Source organism: Foetidibacter luteolus, assembly GCF_009650435.1.
Taxonomy (GTDB): Bacteria; Bacteroidota; Bacteroidia; order Chitinophagales; family Chitinophagaceae; genus Foetidibacter; species Foetidibacter luteolus.
Genome location: NZ_VVIP01000058.1, coordinates 66,024 through 85,139, shown reverse-complemented (window position 1 = coordinate 85,139; position 19,116 = coordinate 66,024). Strand labels below are relative to the sequence as shown.

The following is a 19,116-nucleotide window of genomic DNA, read 5'->3' as shown; positions in this document are numbered from 1 at the left end:
TTATTTTACAGCAGCATGAAATTCTTCTCGAAATATATATTTCCCTTTTTCTTTGGTATGATCATCTATACCAGCGTAAGGCTGGTAAACGATACCAATGCAGACAGGACTTTTTGGGAGCGCTCCTGGAAACTAAATGCCATTGAAATAACCACGGTTCTTTTTGCAAGCTACATTTTTCAATTTGTTGTAAACTACTTCGCCCGAAAGTTTAGCAGGCAAACAATAAAACCGCTGAACGCAAAACGGATACTGGCAGAATTTGCCACCGTTTATTTTTGGGTAATGGTAGCCCTTAATGTAACGGTTACCCCCATGGCCGCGTTAACAGATGATGGCCTTGGCTTGAATGATGTGGTGATTATTCATATTGTTCCAGGGTTGTATTTGCTGCTGTATTTTGCCATAGTAAGAGGTAACAATTACCTGAAGCAGTATGTGCATCAGCAAACATTGCTGGAGAAAATAACCAACGACCAGTTACAAACAGAACTAAAGTTTTTAAAAGCGCAATACCATCCGCATTTTTTGTTCAATGCGCTTAACACCATATACTTTCAGATGGATGACAACATACCGGAAGCCAAACGCAGCATAGAAAAATTTTCAGAGTTGTTGCGGTACCAGTTGTACGACCAGCAGCAAACCGTACCGGTAAGCCAGGAGTTGCATTACCTGCGGAATTTTATAGACCTGCAGAAAACAAGAACTTCAGACAAACTGCAGCTTACCGTTTGCTTTGATGAAGCGCTGAATGGCCAGAAAGTGTATCCGTTACTTTTTTTGCCGCTGGTTGAAAACGCTTTTAAATATGTGGGGGGCGGTTACAAACTTAGTATCGCAGCAAAAGAAGATAGTGGCAGAATAATCTTTTCAGTAAGCAACAGTACGCCGGTGGAAATACCGGTTAAAAAAGAAAAAGGTATCGGGTTAGAAAATCTGAAGAGAAGGCTTGAATTATTATACCCCGGCAGGCATGAGCTGGTGACGGAAAAGAAACCGGGTGAGTTTACAGCGTTTTTAACCATAGAATATAATTGATATGGCATCTATGATAAAATGCGTGATAACAGATGATGAACCCCTTGCCAGGAAGGGCCTGCAAGGGTATGTGGAGCGGATAGATTTTCTTTTCCTGGCAGGTGTTTGCGAAGATGCGCTGCAGCTAAACTCTCTGCTTAAACAGCAGCAGGTTGATTTGATTTTTCTTGACATAGAAATGCCTTATATATCCGGCATAGAATTTTTAAAAAGCAGCAATAACCCGCCCAAGGTAATATTTACAACAGCTTACGAACAATACGCTATACAGGGGTACGACCTGGATGTACTGGACTACCTGCTAAAGCCCATCTCTTTTGACCGGTTTTTAAAAGCGGCCAACCGTGCCGCAGATTATTTCGCCGGCAGGCAGCAGGCCACGGCGGATTATATCTTTATCAAAACAGATACCCGCCTGGAGAAACTTTTGTTCAGCGAAATATTGTTTGTGGAAGCCATGGGCAATTATCTTTCCATATACACACAGGAGCGTAAATTAATAACGCACTCAACGCTCAAAAGCCTGCAGGAAGCCTTGCCTGCCACGGCTTTCATACAGCCCCACAAATCATACCTGGTTAGTATCAACAGTATTCAATCCATAGAGGGCAATATGCTGTACCTCGGTAAATACCAGGTGCCTGTGAGTAAATACCTGAAAGAAGAAGTAATGAAACAAATCATCAACAACAGGCAATTGAAAAAGTGAGTTCCACGAGATGAACATTTTTTTGATACCAGCTATACATTTTTATGGCATCGCCTGTTGCGTCGCAATCCGTTCATCTTTCAGTTTTTCATGGCGGCTTTTAAGCGGGTATTAATCCCTTGGCCAAACCTTTATTTGGCTGCGAATGCCTTATACCTTTTTACGGCTTTTTCAACCGCGGTGGTTTGTGTTTTATTCCAGCTATAATAGGGGGTGGTTGCAATTTCCATCTTTTTATCGGTACCGGTTTTTTGCCAGCCACCTGCCATCAAACCATTCAAAACAATGCTGTGATAAGGGGCCGGAGTACTATCTGCCAGCTTAACGGACTTGCCTTTTGGCGCCATGGCCTCCCTGTTTTTATAGCTCATGCCGTACTCATCATAATCAGGCATAAGGAAAGTAATGCGGTTACTATTTTTTCGTACAGTTTCCTGCATGGCTTTTATATCTCCCGGTATAAAGTAATATTCCTGTTTGTTAATAGTTATCTTTTCAAAATTGGATGGGAGAAAAGAAGCAGCGTCTTTTGCATCCTGCATGCTAAGACCGCTCCAGTATGCAAAGTCCTGCAAGGTGGCCGGGCCGCGGCTGGTAAAGTATTGCGCCACAAATTTGTTCAGTGCTTCCGCTCTTGATAAAGCTTTAACCGGCGCAGCCCTTTCTTCCAGCAAAGCATAGCTGAATTGTTTGCCAATTCTTTGGCCGCTGCAGATAATCGCGTCTAATTCTGCTTTCATTAGTATGCTGGCCAGCCGCACGCCATCTGCTTTTATTTTGGCTTTGGCCAGCGCATCCTGCAATTGGGTACGTGTAAGCATGTTGCCGCCCTGCAATGCTTTTACCAGGCAGTTGTTGCTGCGCTTAAAAACTGAGTTATCCAGTTCCCATTTTTTGTAATAGTAGGCGTTTATAGCATTTACCCTTGGCGCTGTTAAGGCAACCAGCCAGCGTATATCCTCCGGTGATACAAAATGCCAGGTAGGGCGCATCAGGTGCGTTCTTAAAATTTTTCCTTCGTTAAAGCATGCTTCAACCAGCGTATCGGATGCTTTTTCTAAACGCAAACCAATAGCCCATTTGGCCATAGCGTATTCCTGTGCCTGCATGGCCACCATCCATTTTACCACGTCTTCCGGTGTTTTGCAATTTGTGGCTGCTATTTGCTGGTTGATAAGGCGGCAGGTGATGATATCTGAATTATTCATAGATTTTCTAAGTTAATTACTTAATCTATTGTGTGCAAAGGCCCTGTCTAAATTAGCATTCAACGCATTCCTGTCCGTATCAATCTTAAAAATATCCGCCTATGCTGATTGGTAAAGTTTTGAATAAAGTATCCGCCGGATGTTTCCCTGATAAGATAGGGTAGTGCTGCGGTAGGTTGCCTGTTCTTCCTGTAATACAGTTGAATTCTATCCGGCATCTCTTTAAAAGTACCATAAAATATTTGCTGCGCCTGAAGCTTACCTGTGCTGTCAACTTGTATAAAAGAGTACTTGAAAGTTTGATTGTCAGATAGAAAAATGGCTACGCTGTTTAGCGTATCTTCATTCCATGCATATTGATGGAGGAATGAAAAATTTTTTGAGTTAGTGATGGGTGAGCAACCACATAATATAGAAGAAATCACGATGATTGTAATGAAAGCAAGCTTTGTACGTATCATCAGCAAAAAATACAAAGTAAACACATGCAATTCTACTGGCGAATTGTTTAAGTTGTCTTAAATGATGGAGAAAGAAGAGGAAGATTCGGAGAGGGATTGTTGCATAGCGGACAGAACGTACAAGTGAGTGACACAACAGGCGATGATAGTAGCACTGAAGTCCGGACAAAAAACAAATGTGGGATGTAATCCCACATTTGTTTTAAAGAAGAAATTAGTTAAGCATAAAATGAAGCCCCACATTAAAGCTGCTTCTTATGTTTCGTATGCTTGTGCCTGAATTGTTTTTTATGATGTCTGTAACACCGCTCTGGCCATCATATTCAAGCCCCAGCCTGGTATTTTCGGAGATAGGAAACTTAACACCAATGCCGAACGCAAGACCAAAGTCGGTACCCTTCATGTAATTTTTAAGATTTGTGTTTAGCGAGGTTTCTTTTGCACTTAACAAAAAGCCGGCGTAAGGGCCAAAGTTCAGGTACCAGTTACGGGTTCTTCCAAAATGCCAGTTGGCCATAACAGGTATGGTAATGTAATTTAACCGGTAGTTTGTTGTAGCGTAGCCTACACTATCAATATCAATAAAGCCTTCGTTCCAGCCTTTTTGGTCGTAGATGATTTTCCCTTTAATGCTCCACCTGTCAGAAAAATAATAATCGGCGGAAAAGCTTGCATTAAAACTGCCCCGGTAGGCGCTGTTGGTTTGATTGTTGGAGATCATTACGGATGACAGGTTGTAACCGGTACCGATACCTAATTCAATGGTTCCTGGTTCTGCTTCCTGGGAACGGGCTGTGGATAAGATACAGAAGGCAGCCACCACGACTGCAGTTAGTTTTTTCATGTTTGTAAGAGTTTAGTGGCGCAAAAATAAAAGCTTTACCGATATCTGCCAAGTTCAGGAAATGTAGTTTTGGTATCCGAAGTGTTGTGCTTTTCCGGCAAAGGATCAGGTTGTGTTAAACATCGCATCGGCAACAAATGTCATTGCCTGTAATTTCAACCTTCTGTTTGTACGCTTCACCGGCAAGTTATAATGTATTAAGCCTTAATGTTATTAATGTTGAATATGCGTGTGGTTAAGGAAAGAAAGATTTACATATACAGTGCCATGTTTATCGCCATAGCGCTAAACATGCCAAAACTTTTTGTGTTGAACAGGGATAGCCTGTTGGCAAAATTCTGGCATTTCAGCGGCTATACCCTGCTGTTTCAACTGCTGTATGATTTTTTGTTTTGCTTATTTATCTTCTACATAAACAGGCGGGTTTTGCCAGGTGTTTTCAAGAAACCCTTCTTTAAGAAAGTGCTGCCTGTTATATTGCTCAACTTAGCCTGCACGGCAATATTTGCTATTGCCGGCAACAGGCTGCAGCAGTATATTTTTGATGAAAGATTTCTTTTTCGGGGTGGCTATTTTTTGCGGCTGAACCTTAGTTTGCTGCTCATCGTGCTTGAACTTCGTATTATATCGCTGTTAAAGGAAAGCCGCGATAAAGACATGGAAAACGAAAGGCTGCGCAATGCCAACCTTAATGCTGAAATGGCCTTGTTGAAAGCACAGCTAAACCCTCACTTCTTCTTCAATGCTTTAAGCAGCCTTTCCGCTGTGGTAAGAGAAGACCCGGCTAAGGCTCAAAATTACATCAGCCATCTTTCCAGGGTGTACCGGTACAGTTTAAAGCAGGCGGATGTACACCTGGTTTCTTTAAAAGAAGAGTTGGATGCTGTAAACTCTTATGCCGAGTTAATGAAAATGCGCTATGAAGATGCTTTTGTATTTGTTATGCAGGAAAGCGCCGGGTATCATCAATGCCAGCTTCCCCACATGTCTCTGCAGCCATTGGTGGAAAATGCCCTGAAGCATAACGTTGCATCTTTAAAAAAACCCTTACGGGTACAGGTAAAGGTAGAGCAGGGTATTGTAACTGTCAGTAATAACCTTACTGGTTCCGGCAGCCACATAAGCAGCACCGGTATTGGGTTACAGAACCTGAATGAGCGCTGCAAATTGCTGCTGCACAGGGAAGTGGAGATAGAAAAAACAAATGATTGCTTTATTGTTAAACTTCCATTGAAAGATAAAAAATGAAATTACCTGTTGCTATTATAGAGGATGAACCTGCTACGGCAAGGAACCTTGCCCGTTTGTTGCTGGAGGCGGAACCGGATATAGAGGTACTTGCTGTGCTTACGGGTGTACATGAGGCTGTAAATTGGCTAAAAATAAATATGGAACAATGCAGCCTGTTGTTAATGGATATACACCTGAGCGATGGTTTGTCTTTTGAGATATTTGAAACGATACCTGTTGATAAACCTGTGATATTTGTTACTGCTTACGATGAGTATGCCTTAAAGGCTTTCAGGGCAGGGGGCATAGACTACCTGCTAAAACCCTTTGAAGCCGCGGATGTTACCGCGGCCATACAAAAATTCAAACGCCTGGTAAATACTCCCGCCATTGCAGATTATAACCATCTGCTAAAAATAGCCCGTGACCTAAAAGCAGGGGCCAGCGTTTACAGGCAATCTTTCCTGGTGCATTACCGCAATAAGCTTATACCGTTGAATGTACAGGAAATAGCCTGGTTTTATACTGTTAACGAAGTGGTTTATGCCAATACATCCGGTGGCGCCAGTTACATTATTGAGCTTACCCTTGAACAACTGCAGCAGGAGCTTAACCCCCATAATTTTTTTAGGGCCAACAGGCAGTTTATCATCAGCCGGGAATGTATTAAAGAAGTTGAGTATTATTTTAATGGAAGGTTGTTTGTTGTAACGCACCCTTTGCCTGCTGAGAAGGTAATTGTAAGCAAGGCCAGGGCCCCCGAGTTTAAGCAATGGATGAACCGCTGATGTTTCAACCAGCTTGTTGTCCGCTTCACCGGTAATGCGCCTTTTATTTTACCTGTGATGGTCAAATTTTGTGAAGAGATAGCATTCACAAAACAAATTGACATGAAACATTACAGGGGATGGTTTTTAATAGTCTTACTGTTTTTTATACTGGCAGAAATTATTTGGAGCTGGGGCAGCGGAAAAAAGGCTTATAAAGTGAAAGACACGTTTACTAACCTGGCTATTTTTGCCGGGTTTCATTTCTCCAAGTTCTTATTTGCAGGTTACCAGTTGGGTGTAACTGGTTTTGCATCAAGGTATGCTGTACTTAATATACCTGCATCCTGGTGGAGTTTTGCGATATGCTTTGTACTGGCTGATTTTATTTATTACTGGTTTCACCGGGCATCCCACGTATGGAAACCCTTATGGGCTTTTCACCTGGTACACCATTCAGGAATGTGTATGAACCTTACCACCGCCTACCGCCTTAACTGGTTCAGCGCACTGATAAGCCCCTTGTTTTTTATGCCGCTGGCAGTAATTGGTTTTCCCCCGGCATTCATCGCTGCATCTTATGCCCTTAACCTGCTGTACCAGTTTTTTATGCATACGGAAGCTGTAGGTAAGCTTGGCTTTGCGGAAGGATGGATAGATACGCCTTCCGCCCACAGGGTGCACCATGGAAGTAACCGCATATACATTGACAAAAATTTTGGTGGCGTATTCATGATTTGGGACAGGCTGTTTAAAACCTGGCAACCGGAAACGGAAAAACCCGTTTATGGCATAACCAGTGGCCTCATCAGCTATAACCCTTTTACGCTTATGTTCCGCGGGTTTATTGATTTATTCCGCAATAAAATGCATTATAAAGGATAGTTCGCCCCTGTCTTTGTCAGCTTCACCGCTGGCGGTTAAATTTTCAGCACATACCGCCGTCTGTTAATCCCATTCACACAAACTAAAATTTCAAGTAATGAAAATTTATTTCACTAAGCCAAATTTTTCAAAAGCAACAAAATTGTTAGCCGTTTCTGCAATTGCTGTACTGATGGCTTCCTGCTCCAAAAACCAGGAGGCTGTTACGCCGGAAACTGTTAGCATAGATGATGCCGCTGACGCCGTAAGCCAGGCTGTTTCTCCAGAAAGTGATGGCCTTGTATTGCTTGCAGAGAGCAGCGCAAGAACCGCCGCCGTATCATCTGCCTGCGGTATACAAAAGGATACTGCTATTGCCGGGCAAAATGTGGCCGGGGCGGCTGTAACTTACAGTTATGCTTACCAGCAAAGCATTAGTGTTAACTGCAGTGCAGGCATACCCGGCGGGTTGCTTGTTATAAGCAACGGCAAAACCAGCTATGATGCGCCACGCATGTCGTCAAACGACAGCAGCCATGCCCAGGTAGATGTTTCATGGAAAGCCCAAAACGGGGGCAATTATCTTTTAAACGCAACATACCAGCGTACCGGCACACAAATCTCAAAAGTGCGAAACAAGAAATCCTTTGGCAGTACCATTATCATAACCTCAACTGATATATTGGTTGATAAGAAAACCTACCAGGTTATTTCAGGTACGGCCGCAATAAACATTAGCGGCGCAGGCAGTGGCGGCGGCTCTTTCAGTTATTCAGGGCAGGTAATATTTCAAGGAAATAAAAAGGCAACGGTAGAGCTAGGCAACGGCAGCAGTTATGTTATCAACTGGTAGTCATTTTTAGATAGACTTTCCCGTGAAGGGCTGTTTAAGTATTCAGCATCCAGCATCCAGTCATTTTACAATTATTAAATACCTATTTAATCAACATCAAAAAAAAGAAAATGAAAACAATTAGAATTTCACAGTTTAAAGTGCTCATTTTTTCTGTAGTGCTTGCATTGTCAGCCTTTGTTGCAACGCAAGCGCAATCTTCTAACCTGAAAAACAGCACGCCGGAAGAAAGGGCAAAGATGCAGAGCGATATGATGAAGGAAAAACTCGCACTAACGGATGAACAGTGTCAAAAGGTAAGCACAGTTAACCTTAAGTATGCCCGGCAAATGGATGCACTTAAAAATGATGGCGGCGGCCGGTTTGCTAAAATGAGAAAAGCAAAATCCGCAATGGGGGATAAAGACGGGGAGTTGGAAAAAATATTTACCCCGGAGCAGTTTGAAAAGTATAAAACTTTTAAAAAAGAAATGATGGATAAGGCAAAAGAAAATTATAAATCCAAAAAGGGATAATCTCAAAAAAGGCGCACAAACAAAAACGGAGGTTGAAAAACCTCCGTTTATTTCAGCATATAACCCCCAATGAAAAATTATTGTTACTGTTACTTGCTCGTATCGTAACAACAGTACAAAGTTGCATCTACTCGCGACCGTAACCAATGGGATAAATATTTTTTTTAGATGTGATTTTTCACAACGTTAGTCTTCTCAGGCATTTTTCCAGGTGGCCAAATGTGGCAACACTGTATTAATTTTAAGCGCCCTGCTCTGTTTTTTGAATTTATTTATTAACTTAAGGGGAGCATAATCCCGCTTTATGAATAATCCCAGGTTGCCGGAATTCGACATCCGTACCTTTCTTGCCGAAGAAAACATCAATTGGAGCGATACTGACTTTTACGTTTCACCAGAGCAGAGTTTTGTTATTGCACCTGCACCGGCCATGCGTACTAACTTTTACGTATTTGGCATTTGCACCAGTGGATCGGCCCGTATAAAACTAAACCTGCAGGAATATTTTATTTCATCCAATACCTTTCTTTCTGTTACCCCGCATCATATTATTCAGATTGTTGAACACAGTGCCGACCTGAACGCCCGTATTATTTTTTTTACGAAACCTTTCCTGTTAGATAACCAGCTTAACACCCATGTGCTGGATAACCTGGGGTTCTTTAAACCCAACGCCTATGCAGGTTTAAAGCTTACAGATGAAGACGCGGCCTCGCTGCTTAATTTCTTTAAACTTATCCGCGAAAAGGTGGAAAAAAACGATTATCCCTATCGTAAAGAAATTGCCCGCAACCTTATCATATCGCTGCTGTACGAGATAGATGCCCTGTACCAATTCCACGCTGCCGAAGCCACCGGTAAGCTTACCCGTAAAGAAGAGCTTAATATGCGTTTTCATAACCTCCTTTTCTTGCATTTCCGCAATCACAGAAGCGTTCGTTTTTACGCTGACACACTTTTTGTAACGCCCAAGTATTTGTCTGAAGTGGTGAAAGAGATAACCGGCAAATCCGCAGGGCAGTTAATAGACGAAGTGGTAACCCTCGAAGCTAAAGTATTGCTTAAAATTCCCGGCTTTACCATAGCACAGGTATGTATGATGCTAAACTTTGCCGATCAGTCTTCCTTTGGCAAATTTTTTAAACGGGCTACAGGCATTTCCCCCAAAGAGTACAGGGAAGCCGGGTAAGAGAAAACAGGTTGGGGCTTTCGGCTTTTGCAGCTTTGTTATAGCTGTGGTCCCGGCTTTTCGCTGCAAGTCCTCACCACTCCTACCTCGTGGCTGCGGGCAGAACTGCGTTCGCAAACTTTGCCAAAACAACAATCAGTTGTTTTGTCTCGTTTGTGCTTCAATCCGGCAGCCCAATGTCAAGTTAAGAAGAAAGACATTGTTCTTTGCACCGTAGGTGCTACATGTTTGTAGAAATAGCATACAACAAGGGAATTATCCCGCATAGCGGCTACCCTTAAGCGACGATTGGGTAGCCACTACGTGGCATCCGTTCATCTAAAATGATCTTGTTTCTACAAACAGGAAGCCCCGATGGGGCTTAACTTAATGACAGTGTCCGGCAGCCATTCACCGGCAGTAACGCTAATCACCGCCTTGTAATGCAGGCCCGCTGTTTGATGGTTTAAAGCACAATGCTAACACCAAAATTGGTTACATAACCCTTGCTGTTAAGGGTGGGCTGCACAAACGCGGCTGCACTGCCGTTAAGTGTATAAAAATACCTGATACCTGCCCGGTAATCGCTGGTGCCACCCGCCAGTACCAGTTCCATATTATGCCGGTATGTGGGGCTATGTGCAATAAGAGCCCTCAGCATCAGCATGGGATTAATGGTTACATCGGGCTCGTCTTCATGCCCAAATGTTGCCTCCTTTGTAGCAATGTTAACCAGTAAGTGGGCAGAGAACGGGCTGTTTAGCGATGTAAGACCCGCTGAAATATTAAACGCGGTTTGTTTCCCGGTTTCGGCGGAAATCTCCAGCATTGGGTACACTGGTTTTTCGCAATAGGATGTGCCACGGTACTGGCTGTAAGCAAAGGCTGGCGCTACAAAAAGCAGAATGATAATGCAGGCTTTTGCCTGTTGTGAAAGTTTCATAGTAATTACGGTTTTTAAGATTGGTAAAAGGGTTACCTGGCGGCCCTTCCCGTTTTAATCAGGGTTTATGTTGGTTATTGTTTAAATAAAATTTTGCATGGGTACTGCATGTTATGGCGTTATTGTCAATTTTGGCAGAGTTATGGTTAAACCAACTCTTAAAAACGGGTTAATAACAACCTGTTTCTTAAAACAGGTTTAAAGGCTCTGTAAACCATCCTTAAATCATCCGGGCGGTCTTGCATGCAATTAGTTGCGTTCGTTAATTCGTGCTACTAAACCAAGGCTTAAAAAACTATGGAACCACTAAGAACAGCATCTGCGCAAACCGGTATATATGTTAACCTGGCTGATGAATTACAGGTAAGGCAACTCCAAAATACCTACCCTGCTTTAACTTTAGATCAAATTACAAGATGTGTAAACCTGTACGGACCTTTACGTGCAAATGTAATTTATAACCTTGACCGCAAACTGAAGGCCCTGTTATTTTAATCGTTTCTTATACTTGTTGCGGCCGAACGACGCATAGGCTGCAAAGCGTAACATAACTGTACTGTTTACTTCTTTTATCCGCCATATTGCCCTATTTTACAGTACAACATTCAATTATGTCAAAATTTGTTGCATCTAAAGAAAATGGCAGGCACCATCAACTGGGATTGCTGCAGGGCAATTGGGAAGGCATTACCCGTACCTGGTTCGAGCCTGGCAACCTTGCCGACGAATCGCCCATGAAAGGGACTATCAGGCCTGTATTAGGTGGCCGCTTTATGCTGCATGAGTACAACGGCCATATTAACGGAGAACCTTTTGAGGGCATGGTTATCTATGGCTTTGACATCGCCAATAACAAATGGCAGGCCGCCTGGGTTGACAGCTTTCACATGAGTACCGGCATCATGTTTTCTGAAAGCGGTGCTGCTGATAGCACCAGCTTTTCCGTACTTGGCAGCTATGGCATGCCGGAAATGCCGGAACGGTGGGGCTGGCGTACCGAGCTGAAGCTTGAGGATGCCGATAAACTTGTTATTACCGCATGGAATATTACCCCGCAAGGCGAAGAAACCATGGCTACAGAAACTGTTTATTACCGGGTACACAGTACAGCGTAAAGGAATGTACTCTCTGGTTACTGCATGTTCATGTCTTTAAAGCAGCCCGCTATAAGTATCTTGTGCAACATTACCGGCTACCTGCATGAAAAGTTTACATACTTATCATTTTAGTTTCGTATTTAGCGCATTCGTTGTTACTGTAATGGCATTACCGCAGCATGCTGTTAGCCAGGTGTATGGCTGTACAGATTCCGCGGCCACCAATTACAACCCGGCCGCAACGGCCAATAATGGAAGCTGCATCTACAACGCGGTGGAATATATTCCTCCCGTAAAAGTTGACAGGTTAAGTGATACGCTTATTGAAACCAGCGGATTGCAAATGGCGGGTAATTTCTTATGGTCTTTTAACGACGGGGGAGGGGCCGCCGCTATCTACCGGGTTGACAGTATAACCGGAAGAATTTTGCAAACTGTTTATTTAAAAGGCGCCAGCAATGTAGATTGGGAAGATATTGCCTTTTATAACGGCTATTTTTACATTGGTGATTTTGGCAACAACGCCACCGGTGCAAGAACAGACCTTAAAATATACAGGTTTCCCCTGTCTGCCATACCGGCCAACTTCAAAAACAACCCGGTAGTGTACGTACCCGCTTCCAAAATATCCACCATTAAGTTTACTTATGCCAATCAACCGCAACCCCCGCAAAAATCATCACCCAACAATACTCAGTTTGATTGCGAGGCTATGCTGATAGATAGCGGCCGCATTCACCTTTTTACCAAAAACTGGGTTGAACAAAATACCACGCACTATGTAATTAAAGGCATCTCTGCCGGAACCTACAAGGCGCAGCCGGTGGAAACACTTGCCACCGGTTACCTGGTTACCGGGGCAGACAAATCGCCCTATCAAAAGCTGGTTGTTTTGCTGGGCTACCAGGTATCCGGTACGGGCCGGCATTTTATGCACCTGCTGTACGGTTATACCGGCACACGCTATTTTTCAGGCAACAAAAGAAAAATTGATTTGCCGGATGTGTTAACGATGGGGCAGGCCGAAGGTATTTGCTTTAACGGCGATGCTTATGGTTACATCAGCAACGAGAGGTTTGAGCGTACCGTAGGCCCCATACACCTGGATGTGCCACCCAGGGTTCATTACTTTAACATCACACCTTATGTTACAGGCATAAAAGCCACCTATGTTTTTACGGGAAACGGTGATTGGGAACTGGCCGGTAATTGGGTGAACAGCCAGCCGCCTGTTGCCACGCCCGGCAGCAATACGCAGGTTATTATAGACCCTTTGCCCGGCGGACAATGTATATTACATACACCCTTTACCATTGCCGCAGGCTGCGAGCTGCTGGTAAAACCGGGTAAGCATTTTGTCATTCATTAAGTGTTGCCATAACTGCTGTAACATTTTAAATAATGCGGCAGCCGATAGAAATGGGCCGCCCTTAAAGTGTGTCATTCCCAACTTGTACACACTGTTATTTTAAATCTTGTTTCTGCGTTAGGCAAACAATATATTTATGCTTCGGTTTCTCTTTAAAGACGCCGTAGAAACGGCGTCCGGGTTGTGCGTCAAACTTGCCAGAGGTTGGGCACAACAATAACATGCAGGCAGTTACCTGTGATTGTTTATTCAATGCAATTTTGTAAAGCTTACGCCGCTTTGCGGCCATCGGTTAAAGTGGTACTTAAGTTGGTTGCCGGAAGATGAACGAAATTGTTCGTAATAAAAGTATGTTTTCTGCGCAAAACGCAACATTAAATTTTGTTCCCCCCTTTTCTTTCATGTTTTTCAGGGTTCAATGTACCGCAGGCCGGTAATGCGGGCAGATATTTTACATCATACGGCAAAATGGCTTTACGAAATGTAGCATTATCTCAACAAACAGGTAGCTGTAACGGGTATTGTGTGTAGTTAAAGGATAGCGTTTTTTAGTTACTAAAAATTTTCAGGGGGTGCCCCCAAGCTATCGCAAGGGGTCGGGCTTTCCGCTATTACTCCGCCACAGGGCCGGGCTGCGAAGGCTTCAGCGGGGTAACCGCTTCAATCCCTCACCCGAAGGTGCAGCCTGTTAATTTTTTTGCATACAGGATAAGAGTAACAGCATTTTCCCTCATTGCCCGCAGGGCATAAACTACAATAGCCACGGGTGTAACCCACGATGAAATAGAATATGCGTCGACAACCCAGAAGGGGTTGGATTTTCAGCATATTCAACCCTTTCAGGGTTGGGATGTTATGTTGCTTGTAACCCCGGTTTTCAACCGGGGCTATTGTTAGTAAAGCCCTTCAGGCTTTTAAAGTACTGTAGGTGTGGTAAGTGAGAAGGGAAGGAATGACAGCATTTTCCCTCATTGCCCGCAGGGCATAAATTACAATAGCCACGGGTGAAGCCCGTGGTGAAATAGAAAATGCGCCTACAGCCCTGGAGGGGTTGAATTTCCTGTATATTCAATCTCCAGGGTTGGGATGTTGCGTTGCGTGTAACCCCGGTTTATAACCGGCTATTGTTAGTAAAGCCTTTCAGGCTTTTAAAGCGCCGGGTTGGGGAAGGTAATTTGGGAGTATTTTGGTAATGATTTACAATGAAAACTTTGGCTAAAGCCATAGCGCTAAGAAGTACTAACCCAAGCCTAAAGGCTTGGGTTAGTAAAAACCGCACAGGATGGCTTTAGCCAAAGTAGCGGATGCTTTGAGATTTGTAGCCATCGTTGCGTGCGTTGCGCAAAACGTGGCACCGGAACATATAACGCCATTATCATGTTGTGAAATACATATAATATTTTTAGTGTGCTGCTAATAACACTGAACATTGAACAAAAGAACATTGAACAACCAAAGCCTCGTAGAGGCGGCATGTTAGTAGGTAAGAAAAGAACCGGTTTTCCATGAGCGCCGTAGGTGCGATATGTTGATACGTTGTTTTGAATAAAACATGGCCGGTTTAGTTTTGAGTTATTCCTTGTTTCCCTTCCATGTTTCAGTAGCAATCTTCCCGTTTCTGCCGCCGGAGGCGGCAGAAACAAATGCTACCCGGTGGTAAAAGCCGCATAGCGTATCAAGCCGTTGAAGAGTGCGACGCAAGGGACGCCTCATAGTAATCCTTCTGCAGGGACCATAAACTGTATTATAAATAAAAAGCCACCGGTACGGTGGCTTTTTATTTATGCTTTTTTAAATACATCCTGTTCAATAAAAGGCTGCTTGTATAACCGTTTGCCGGTGGCCTTAAAAATGGCGTTGGCAACCGCGCCGCCGGTGGGTGGCAAGGCAGGCTCGCCAAGGCCCGTGGGGTCAATGCCATTGTCAACAAAATAGGCTTCTATTTCTGGTATCTCTTTCATGCGTACCAGGCGGTAGGCGCCGAAATTGTTCTGTTCGCTGGCGCCATCTTTAAAACTCAGCTTGCTGTACATGGCATGGCCAAACCCATCTACAATGCCGCCCATTACCTGCTGCTGCGCACCGGTAAGGTTAATTACCTGCCCGCAGTCGGATGCGGCAAACACTTTCTTCACCACAGGAAGGCCTTTTTCAACAGCCACTTCGCAAACCTGCGCCACGTAGCTGCGGTGCGAAAAATACACGCTGAAACCCTGGTGTACGCCGGGCTTTTTGCCCCATCCAGCCTTTTCGGCGGCCAGTTTAATAACCCCTTCCATACGGGCTATGTCGTACTTGATGGCGCCGGCAGGATTGGTTCTTGCTTTCTGCAGCATGTCAAGCCGGTATTGTACGGGGTCTTTACCGGCAGCATGGGCCACTTCATCAATAAAAGCCTGCTCGGCATAAGCCAGGAAGTTGGTGATAGGTGCACGCCAGGGGCCGGTGGTAATGGGCGATTCATACTCAACGGAATCAATCAGCAGGTTATCTACAGCGCCGGAAGGAAAATTGTCTTCCCTGGTGCTGTTGCCGGCGTTAATGCCTACGCCACGCAGCTTGTAGCCAATCATTGTGCCGGAGGCATCCAGCGCTGCTTCAAAACGGTAGCGCACCGCAGGGCGGTAACTGCCGCCCATCATATCGTCTTCTCTTGTCCAGATAACCTTAACCGGCGCCTTTACCAGGCTGGATACTTCGGCGGCTTCTGTAACGTAATCAAATTTAAGGCGCCTGCCAAAGCCGCCACCCAGGCGGGTAAGCTCAAGGCTTATTTTATTTTCAGGTATGTTGAGCAACTTGGATACCGCGGCCCTGGCACCAGCCGGTGTTTGGCTGGGGCCAGCCAGCTCTACGCTGTCTTCCTTTACATGCGCAAAAAAGTTCATGGGCTCCATGGGGTTGTGCGCAATAAACGGGCATTCGTACTCAGCTTTAATAATTTTTGCGGCGTTTTTAAATGCCGCATCCACATTTCCATCTTTACGGCGTACAGTGGCTTTACCGCTATCCATTAAAGTTGTAAAAAGTTGCTCATGGTCTGCCGTGCTTTCAACACTGCCGTCTTTCTCGTAGGTAATCTTCAAAGCCTTTTTAGCTTTTAACACCTGCCAGGTTGATTTACCTACCACGGCCACATTGTTTTTAAACTGCACCACATTCACAATGCCGGGCATGGCTTTGGCCGCGGCTATATCGGCAGACTTAATTTTGGTGCCGAAAGCCGGTGGCCTTTGTATGGTAGCGATGAGCATACCTTCCCGCTGGAAGTCGAGGCCAAAGAGCGGCTTGCCTGTAGTGATATTTTTGTTCTCTACATTTCTAACGGCGGTACCAATTATTTTAAAGTCTTTCCTGTCTTTCAGCGTTACGTTTTCCGGAACAGGCATCTTGGAAGCTTCTTCTGCCAATTCTCCATAGCCCAGTTTTTTACCGCTGGCTTTATGAACAACAAAAGCATCCGCGGCGTGGCATTCAGCAGCGGGTACGCCCCAGCGCCTGGCCCCGGCGGCAATAAGCATGTATTTGGCGGTAGCGCCTGCTTTGCGCAGTAACATCCATGAATGGGGCACGGCCCCGCTGCCGCCGGTTACCTGCCGGTCAAACTTATTATCCAGCGCAGCCTGTACTACTTTCACCTTTTTCCAGTCAGCCTCCAGTTCTTCGGCCACCACCATCGGGAAGGATGTTTTTATATTCTGCCCCAGCTCCGGGTTGGGCGAGAAGATGGTAATGGTACCATCTGTTGCAATATTGAGGTAATTGTTGAAAACAACATCGCCCTCTATTGCGCCGGGTTTGAATACTTCCGGCGTTTTTGCGCCGGCACCGCTCCATTTAAAACTGAGCATTAAACCGCCTGCTGACAGGGATGACAGCTTGATGAATTTTCTTCTGCTGCTGTTATTGATGGTTAGCATAGATTACATTTTTGTGCTGGCTAATGTTACTGCTTCGCGGATACGGTGATAAGCGCCGCAACGGCAAATATTGCCATGCATGGTGTTGGCTATTTCTTCTGCCGAAGGATGGGGCTTTTTCTTTAGCAGGGCGGCTGCCGTCATTATTTGCCCGGCCTGGCAGTAGCCGCATTGCGGAACGTCCACTTCATCCCAGGCAAGCTGTACGGGGTGGTCGCCGTTTTCTGACAGGCCCTCAATGGTGGTTACCGGCGCTTTAACCGCCGATACCGGCAGCATGCAGCTACGTACTGCCACATCATTCAGGTGAACGGTACATGCACCGCATTGGGCAATACCGCAGGCATACTTGGTGCCTGTAAGCCCCAGGCTGTCCCGGAGTACCCAAAGTAAGGGGGTATCCGCGTCCACATCAACCTGTTGTTCCTTACCATTAACGGTTAGCTTAAAAATGGCCATGATGTAATAGGTTTTAAGATGACAATAAAGTTACTACAATTAAACAGCGGGCATAGCGCTTTAAAATTTAAGAGTGTGGCGTTAACCTTAAAAAAGGGCTTACTTACCTATAAAAAATAGCTGGTACAAATTGTATTATGGGTTACTCTTCTTCTTTGCCCATGGCAGCCAGCTTCATTTTACGGGCAGTTTCATGGCCTACATAATTTTCAATTCTTTTTTCCGCGAAATAGATAACGGGTGTGAGAACGATGGCCATGGTGAATTTGTATGCGTAGTTGATTAAGCAAATCGCGAATACAAGCTGCCAGCTCCATCCTTTGCCAATTTTAAAGGCGATGAACAAAACGATAAAGCTATCAACAAGTTGCGATATTAAAGTTGACCCCGTAGCCCTAAGCCACACTTTTTTTTCGCCTGTAAACTTTTTAATACGGTGAAAAACGGTAACATCAATAATCTGGCTTACAAGGAAAGCTGTAATGCTTGCGAATATTATCCACATGCCTTGCCCGAAAATCGAGTTAAAGGCCTTTGACATGTCGGGAACCCCGTCTTTTACCCCGGTGGAATACCAGAAATCGGCAGGCGGAACTCCCATTGCAATATAAAACATCAAAAAAGCATAAGCTATCAGCGCCACGGCCGTATAAGAAATCCTGCGGACAGCACGGGGGCCGTAGTATTCGTTTACGATGTCTGTCATAATAAATTCAAGCGGCCATAGCAGCACGCCGCAGGTAAGGTTAAAACCAAGCCCGCTTTCTCCAAACAGTTTAAAATTTGCCGGGCTGGTGCCCAGCAGTTTTTCCAGCGAAAAAATTTTTGTGCCTATGGATTCCGCTATCAGGGCGTTGGCAACAAAGAACGCTGCAAAACTGATAAAGAGTTTGGTAGGCTTGTCTTTGAGGATTTGGTGTATCATTAGAAAAGGAAATAAAACATTTGAAACAAGAAAGTGAATACATTAACATAGGTTACCCATACCGGGGCCGCAATTGGTTCCTTTTTTACCAGGAAGAAAAGCAGCACCGCCGCGGCAATGAAATTAAGGATAAAAGAAAGAAATGCCAGCGTTATAATAAACCCGGCCAGGGAATAATAATTTACATCTACACCAACATGCAGTTTGGCAAGCAACACAAAAACAAAAAATACAACACTGCATATAAAACAGAGCTTTGAGTAAAGAGAAAACCATTTGTTCTGCATGTAAACCTGGGCTGCTTTTAAAGAGGAATATTAATGAACTTAGTTTGGGCACAATTTTACAATAAAGAGTTTGCGGGGCAAAATTTGAACAAACAAATTATAGAGAAGGTACGTGGTTGTATAACCAGCACAGGTTTTCCCCGTTTGATTTAATACAATTACCGAAATGATAGTTTGATGAGCACTGGCTTGTTGTGAGCTTTGCCTTACATTGTGAAGGCTTTTTTTGTAATGATGTGTTGGTATAGCAGCGTGCTAAAGAACCAGGCCGGGCTTTTTTTACAGGAATTAAAATACGGTATATTTACCCGGTAAATATGCTGCCATGAAACATTCACCAATAGATAAACAAGTAACGATTGCCTGCACTTTTAAACTGCCTGTTGAGACACGATATGACATGTTTGTTTGGTGAAGAAGAAACTGTAGCAGTTCTTAATACCCGCTTAAAAGCCG

Annotated in this window: 18 protein-coding genes; 12 read left to right on the top strand and 6 right to left on the bottom strand. The window is 44.4% G+C overall.

Features of this window, described 5'->3' with window-relative positions:
* The first annotated feature begins 15 nt into the window (after positions 1–15).
* Complete coding sequence (locus F0364_RS18275) at positions 16–1,041, top strand: sensor histidine kinase (protein WP_153799250.1); 1,026 nt, start codon at positions 16–18, stop codon at positions 1,039–1,041.
* 1 nt (position 1,042) lies between these two features.
* The gene (locus F0364_RS18270) at positions 1,043–1,750 is read left to right on the top strand and encodes a LytR/AlgR family response regulator transcription factor (protein WP_153799249.1); all 708 of its coding nucleotides are present in this window, start codon (positions 1,043–1,045) and stop codon (positions 1,748–1,750) included.
* A gap of 131 nt (positions 1,751–1,881) precedes the next feature.
* On the opposite strand, the gene F0364_RS18265 is transcribed toward F0364_RS18270, so the two are convergent.
* Together F0364_RS18265 and F0364_RS18260 are read right to left on the bottom strand one after the other, a co-directional pair.
* The gene (locus F0364_RS18265) at positions 1,882–2,958 is read right to left on the bottom strand and encodes a winged helix DNA-binding domain-containing protein (RefSeq protein ID WP_153799248.1); all 1,077 of its coding nucleotides are present in this window, start codon (positions 2,956–2,958) and stop codon (positions 1,882–1,884) included.
* A gap of 675 nt (positions 2,959–3,633) precedes the next feature.
* Entirely contained in the window at positions 3,634–4,263 is a 630-nt protein-coding gene (locus tag F0364_RS18260) for a porin family protein (protein WP_153799247.1), read from the bottom strand.
* Between the two features lie 207 nt (positions 4,264–4,470).
* On the opposite strand from F0364_RS18260, the gene F0364_RS18255 reads away from it, so the two are divergent.
* The 6 genes from F0364_RS18255 (at position 4,471) to F0364_RS18230 (ending at position 9,681) form a co-directional block, all read left to right on the top strand.
* A complete protein-coding gene (locus F0364_RS18255) occupies positions 4,471–5,511 on the top strand; it encodes a sensor histidine kinase (RefSeq protein WP_153799246.1) in 1,041 nt (346 codons plus the stop codon).
* Positions 5,508–6,281 carry a LytR/AlgR family response regulator transcription factor gene (locus tag F0364_RS18250; protein ID WP_153799245.1) on the top strand — a complete coding sequence of 258 codons (774 nt, stop codon included), beginning with the start codon at positions 5,508–5,510 and terminating at the stop codon, positions 6,279–6,281. Before F0364_RS18255 ends, F0364_RS18250 begins: the two co-directional genes overlap by 4 nt.
* Before the next feature lie 102 nt (positions 6,282–6,383).
* On the top strand, positions 6,384–7,145 hold the full coding sequence (locus F0364_RS18245) for a sterol desaturase family protein (protein ID WP_207632751.1): 762 nt from the start codon (positions 6,384–6,386) through the stop codon (positions 7,143–7,145).
* 97 nt (positions 7,146–7,242) lie between these two features.
* Entirely contained in the window at positions 7,243–7,977 is a 735-nt protein-coding gene (locus F0364_RS18240) for a hypothetical protein (RefSeq protein ID WP_153799243.1), read from the top strand.
* 110 nt (positions 7,978–8,087) lie between these two features.
* Complete coding sequence (locus F0364_RS18235) at positions 8,088–8,492, top strand: DUF4890 domain-containing protein (protein ID WP_153799242.1); 405 nt, start codon at positions 8,088–8,090, stop codon at positions 8,490–8,492.
* A 304-nt stretch (positions 8,493–8,796) separates the two neighbouring features.
* Positions 8,797–9,681, top strand: coding sequence for an AraC family transcriptional regulator (locus tag F0364_RS18230; RefSeq protein WP_153799241.1), 885 nt, complete (start codon positions 8,797–8,799; stop codon positions 9,679–9,681).
* Positions 9,682–10,126: 445 nt separating this feature from the next.
* On the opposite strand, the gene F0364_RS18225 is transcribed toward F0364_RS18230, so the two are convergent.
* On the bottom strand, positions 10,127–10,603 hold the full coding sequence (locus F0364_RS18225) for a hypothetical protein (RefSeq protein ID WP_153799240.1): 477 nt from the start codon (positions 10,601–10,603) through the stop codon (positions 10,127–10,129).
* 297 nt (positions 10,604–10,900) lie between these two features.
* Between F0364_RS18225 and F0364_RS18220 the strand changes: the two genes are divergently transcribed.
* The 3 genes from F0364_RS18220 (at position 10,901) to F0364_RS18210 (ending at position 13,069) form a co-directional block, all read left to right on the top strand.
* Positions 10,901–11,098, top strand: a complete 198-nt coding sequence (locus tag F0364_RS18220) for a hypothetical protein (RefSeq protein ID WP_153799239.1) — start codon at positions 10,901–10,903, stop codon at positions 11,096–11,098.
* Positions 11,099–11,214: 116 nt separating this feature from the next.
* Positions 11,215–11,718, top strand: coding sequence for a DUF1579 domain-containing protein (locus F0364_RS18215; protein WP_153799238.1), 504 nt, complete (start codon positions 11,215–11,217; stop codon positions 11,716–11,718).
* An 85-nt stretch (positions 11,719–11,803) separates the two neighbouring features.
* Entirely contained in the window at positions 11,804–13,069 is a 1,266-nt protein-coding gene (locus F0364_RS18210) for a T9SS C-terminal target domain-containing protein (RefSeq protein WP_153799237.1), read from the top strand.
* A gap of 1,781 nt (positions 13,070–14,850) precedes the next feature.
* On the opposite strand, the gene F0364_RS18205 is transcribed toward F0364_RS18210, so the two are convergent.
* The 3 genes from F0364_RS18205 to F0364_RS18195 all read right to left on the bottom strand — a co-directional run bounded on the left by F0364_RS18205 (position 14,851) and on the right by F0364_RS18195 (position 18,373).
* Positions 14,851–16,989, bottom strand: coding sequence for a xanthine dehydrogenase family protein molybdopterin-binding subunit (locus F0364_RS18205; RefSeq protein WP_153799236.1), 2,139 nt, complete (start codon positions 16,987–16,989; stop codon positions 14,851–14,853).
* Between the two features lie 3 nt (positions 16,990–16,992).
* On the bottom strand, positions 16,993–17,448 hold the full coding sequence (locus F0364_RS18200) for a (2Fe-2S)-binding protein (protein WP_153799235.1): 456 nt from the start codon (positions 17,446–17,448) through the stop codon (positions 16,993–16,995).
* 142 nt (positions 17,449–17,590) lie between these two features.
* Positions 17,591–18,373 (bottom strand): queuosine precursor transporter, encoded by a 783-nt coding sequence (locus F0364_RS18195; RefSeq protein WP_153799234.1) that lies wholly within the window; start codon positions 18,371–18,373, stop codon positions 17,591–17,593.
* A gap of 20 nt (positions 18,374–18,393) precedes the next feature.
* Here F0364_RS18195 and F0364_RS18190 point away from each other — a divergent pair, with 20 nt between their 5' ends.
* Positions 18,394–18,633 carry a hypothetical protein gene (locus F0364_RS18190; RefSeq protein WP_153799233.1) on the top strand — a complete coding sequence of 80 codons (240 nt, stop codon included), beginning with the start codon at positions 18,394–18,396 and terminating at the stop codon, positions 18,631–18,633.
* Positions 18,634–19,116: the final 483 nt, after the last annotated feature.

What these genes read in the sequence shown, in the direction of transcription:
- F0364_RS18275 (WP_153799250.1), top strand. Translation starts at nt 16, where the DNA reads ATGAAATTCTTCTCGAAATATATATTTCCCTTTTTCTTTGGTATGATC.
- F0364_RS18270 (WP_153799249.1), top strand. Translation starts at nt 1,043, where the DNA reads ATGGCATCTATGATAAAATGCGTGATAACAGATGATGAACCCCTTGCC.
- F0364_RS18265 (WP_153799248.1), bottom strand. Translation starts at nt 2,958, where the DNA reads ATGAATAATTCAGATATCATCACCTGCCGCCTTATCAACCAGCAAATA.
- F0364_RS18260 (WP_153799247.1), bottom strand. Translation starts at nt 4,263, where the DNA reads ATGAAAAAACTAACTGCAGTCGTGGTGGCTGCCTTCTGTATCTTATCC.
- F0364_RS18255 (WP_153799246.1), top strand. Translation starts at nt 4,471, where the DNA reads ATGTTATTAATGTTGAATATGCGTGTGGTTAAGGAAAGAAAGATTTAC.
- F0364_RS18250 (WP_153799245.1), top strand. Translation starts at nt 5,508, where the DNA reads ATGAAATTACCTGTTGCTATTATAGAGGATGAACCTGCTACGGCAAGG.
- F0364_RS18245 (WP_207632751.1), top strand. Translation starts at nt 6,384, where the DNA reads ATGAAACATTACAGGGGATGGTTTTTAATAGTCTTACTGTTTTTTATA.
- F0364_RS18240 (WP_153799243.1), top strand. Translation starts at nt 7,243, where the DNA reads ATGAAAATTTATTTCACTAAGCCAAATTTTTCAAAAGCAACAAAATTG.
- F0364_RS18235 (WP_153799242.1), top strand. Translation starts at nt 8,088, where the DNA reads ATGAAAACAATTAGAATTTCACAGTTTAAAGTGCTCATTTTTTCTGTA.
- F0364_RS18230 (WP_153799241.1), top strand. Translation starts at nt 8,797, where the DNA reads ATGAATAATCCCAGGTTGCCGGAATTCGACATCCGTACCTTTCTTGCC.
- F0364_RS18225 (WP_153799240.1), bottom strand. Translation starts at nt 10,603, where the DNA reads ATGAAACTTTCACAACAGGCAAAAGCCTGCATTATCATTCTGCTTTTT.
- F0364_RS18220 (WP_153799239.1), top strand. Translation starts at nt 10,901, where the DNA reads ATGGAACCACTAAGAACAGCATCTGCGCAAACCGGTATATATGTTAAC.
- F0364_RS18215 (WP_153799238.1), top strand. Translation starts at nt 11,215, where the DNA reads ATGTCAAAATTTGTTGCATCTAAAGAAAATGGCAGGCACCATCAACTG.
- F0364_RS18210 (WP_153799237.1), top strand. Translation starts at nt 11,804, where the DNA reads ATGAAAAGTTTACATACTTATCATTTTAGTTTCGTATTTAGCGCATTC.
- F0364_RS18205 (WP_153799236.1), bottom strand. Translation starts at nt 16,989, where the DNA reads ATGCTAACCATCAATAACAGCAGCAGAAGAAAATTCATCAAGCTGTCA.
- F0364_RS18200 (WP_153799235.1), bottom strand. Translation starts at nt 17,448, where the DNA reads ATGGCCATTTTTAAGCTAACCGTTAATGGTAAGGAACAACAGGTTGAT.
- F0364_RS18195 (WP_153799234.1), bottom strand. Translation starts at nt 18,373, where the DNA reads ATGATACACCAAATCCTCAAAGACAAGCCTACCAAACTCTTTATCAGT.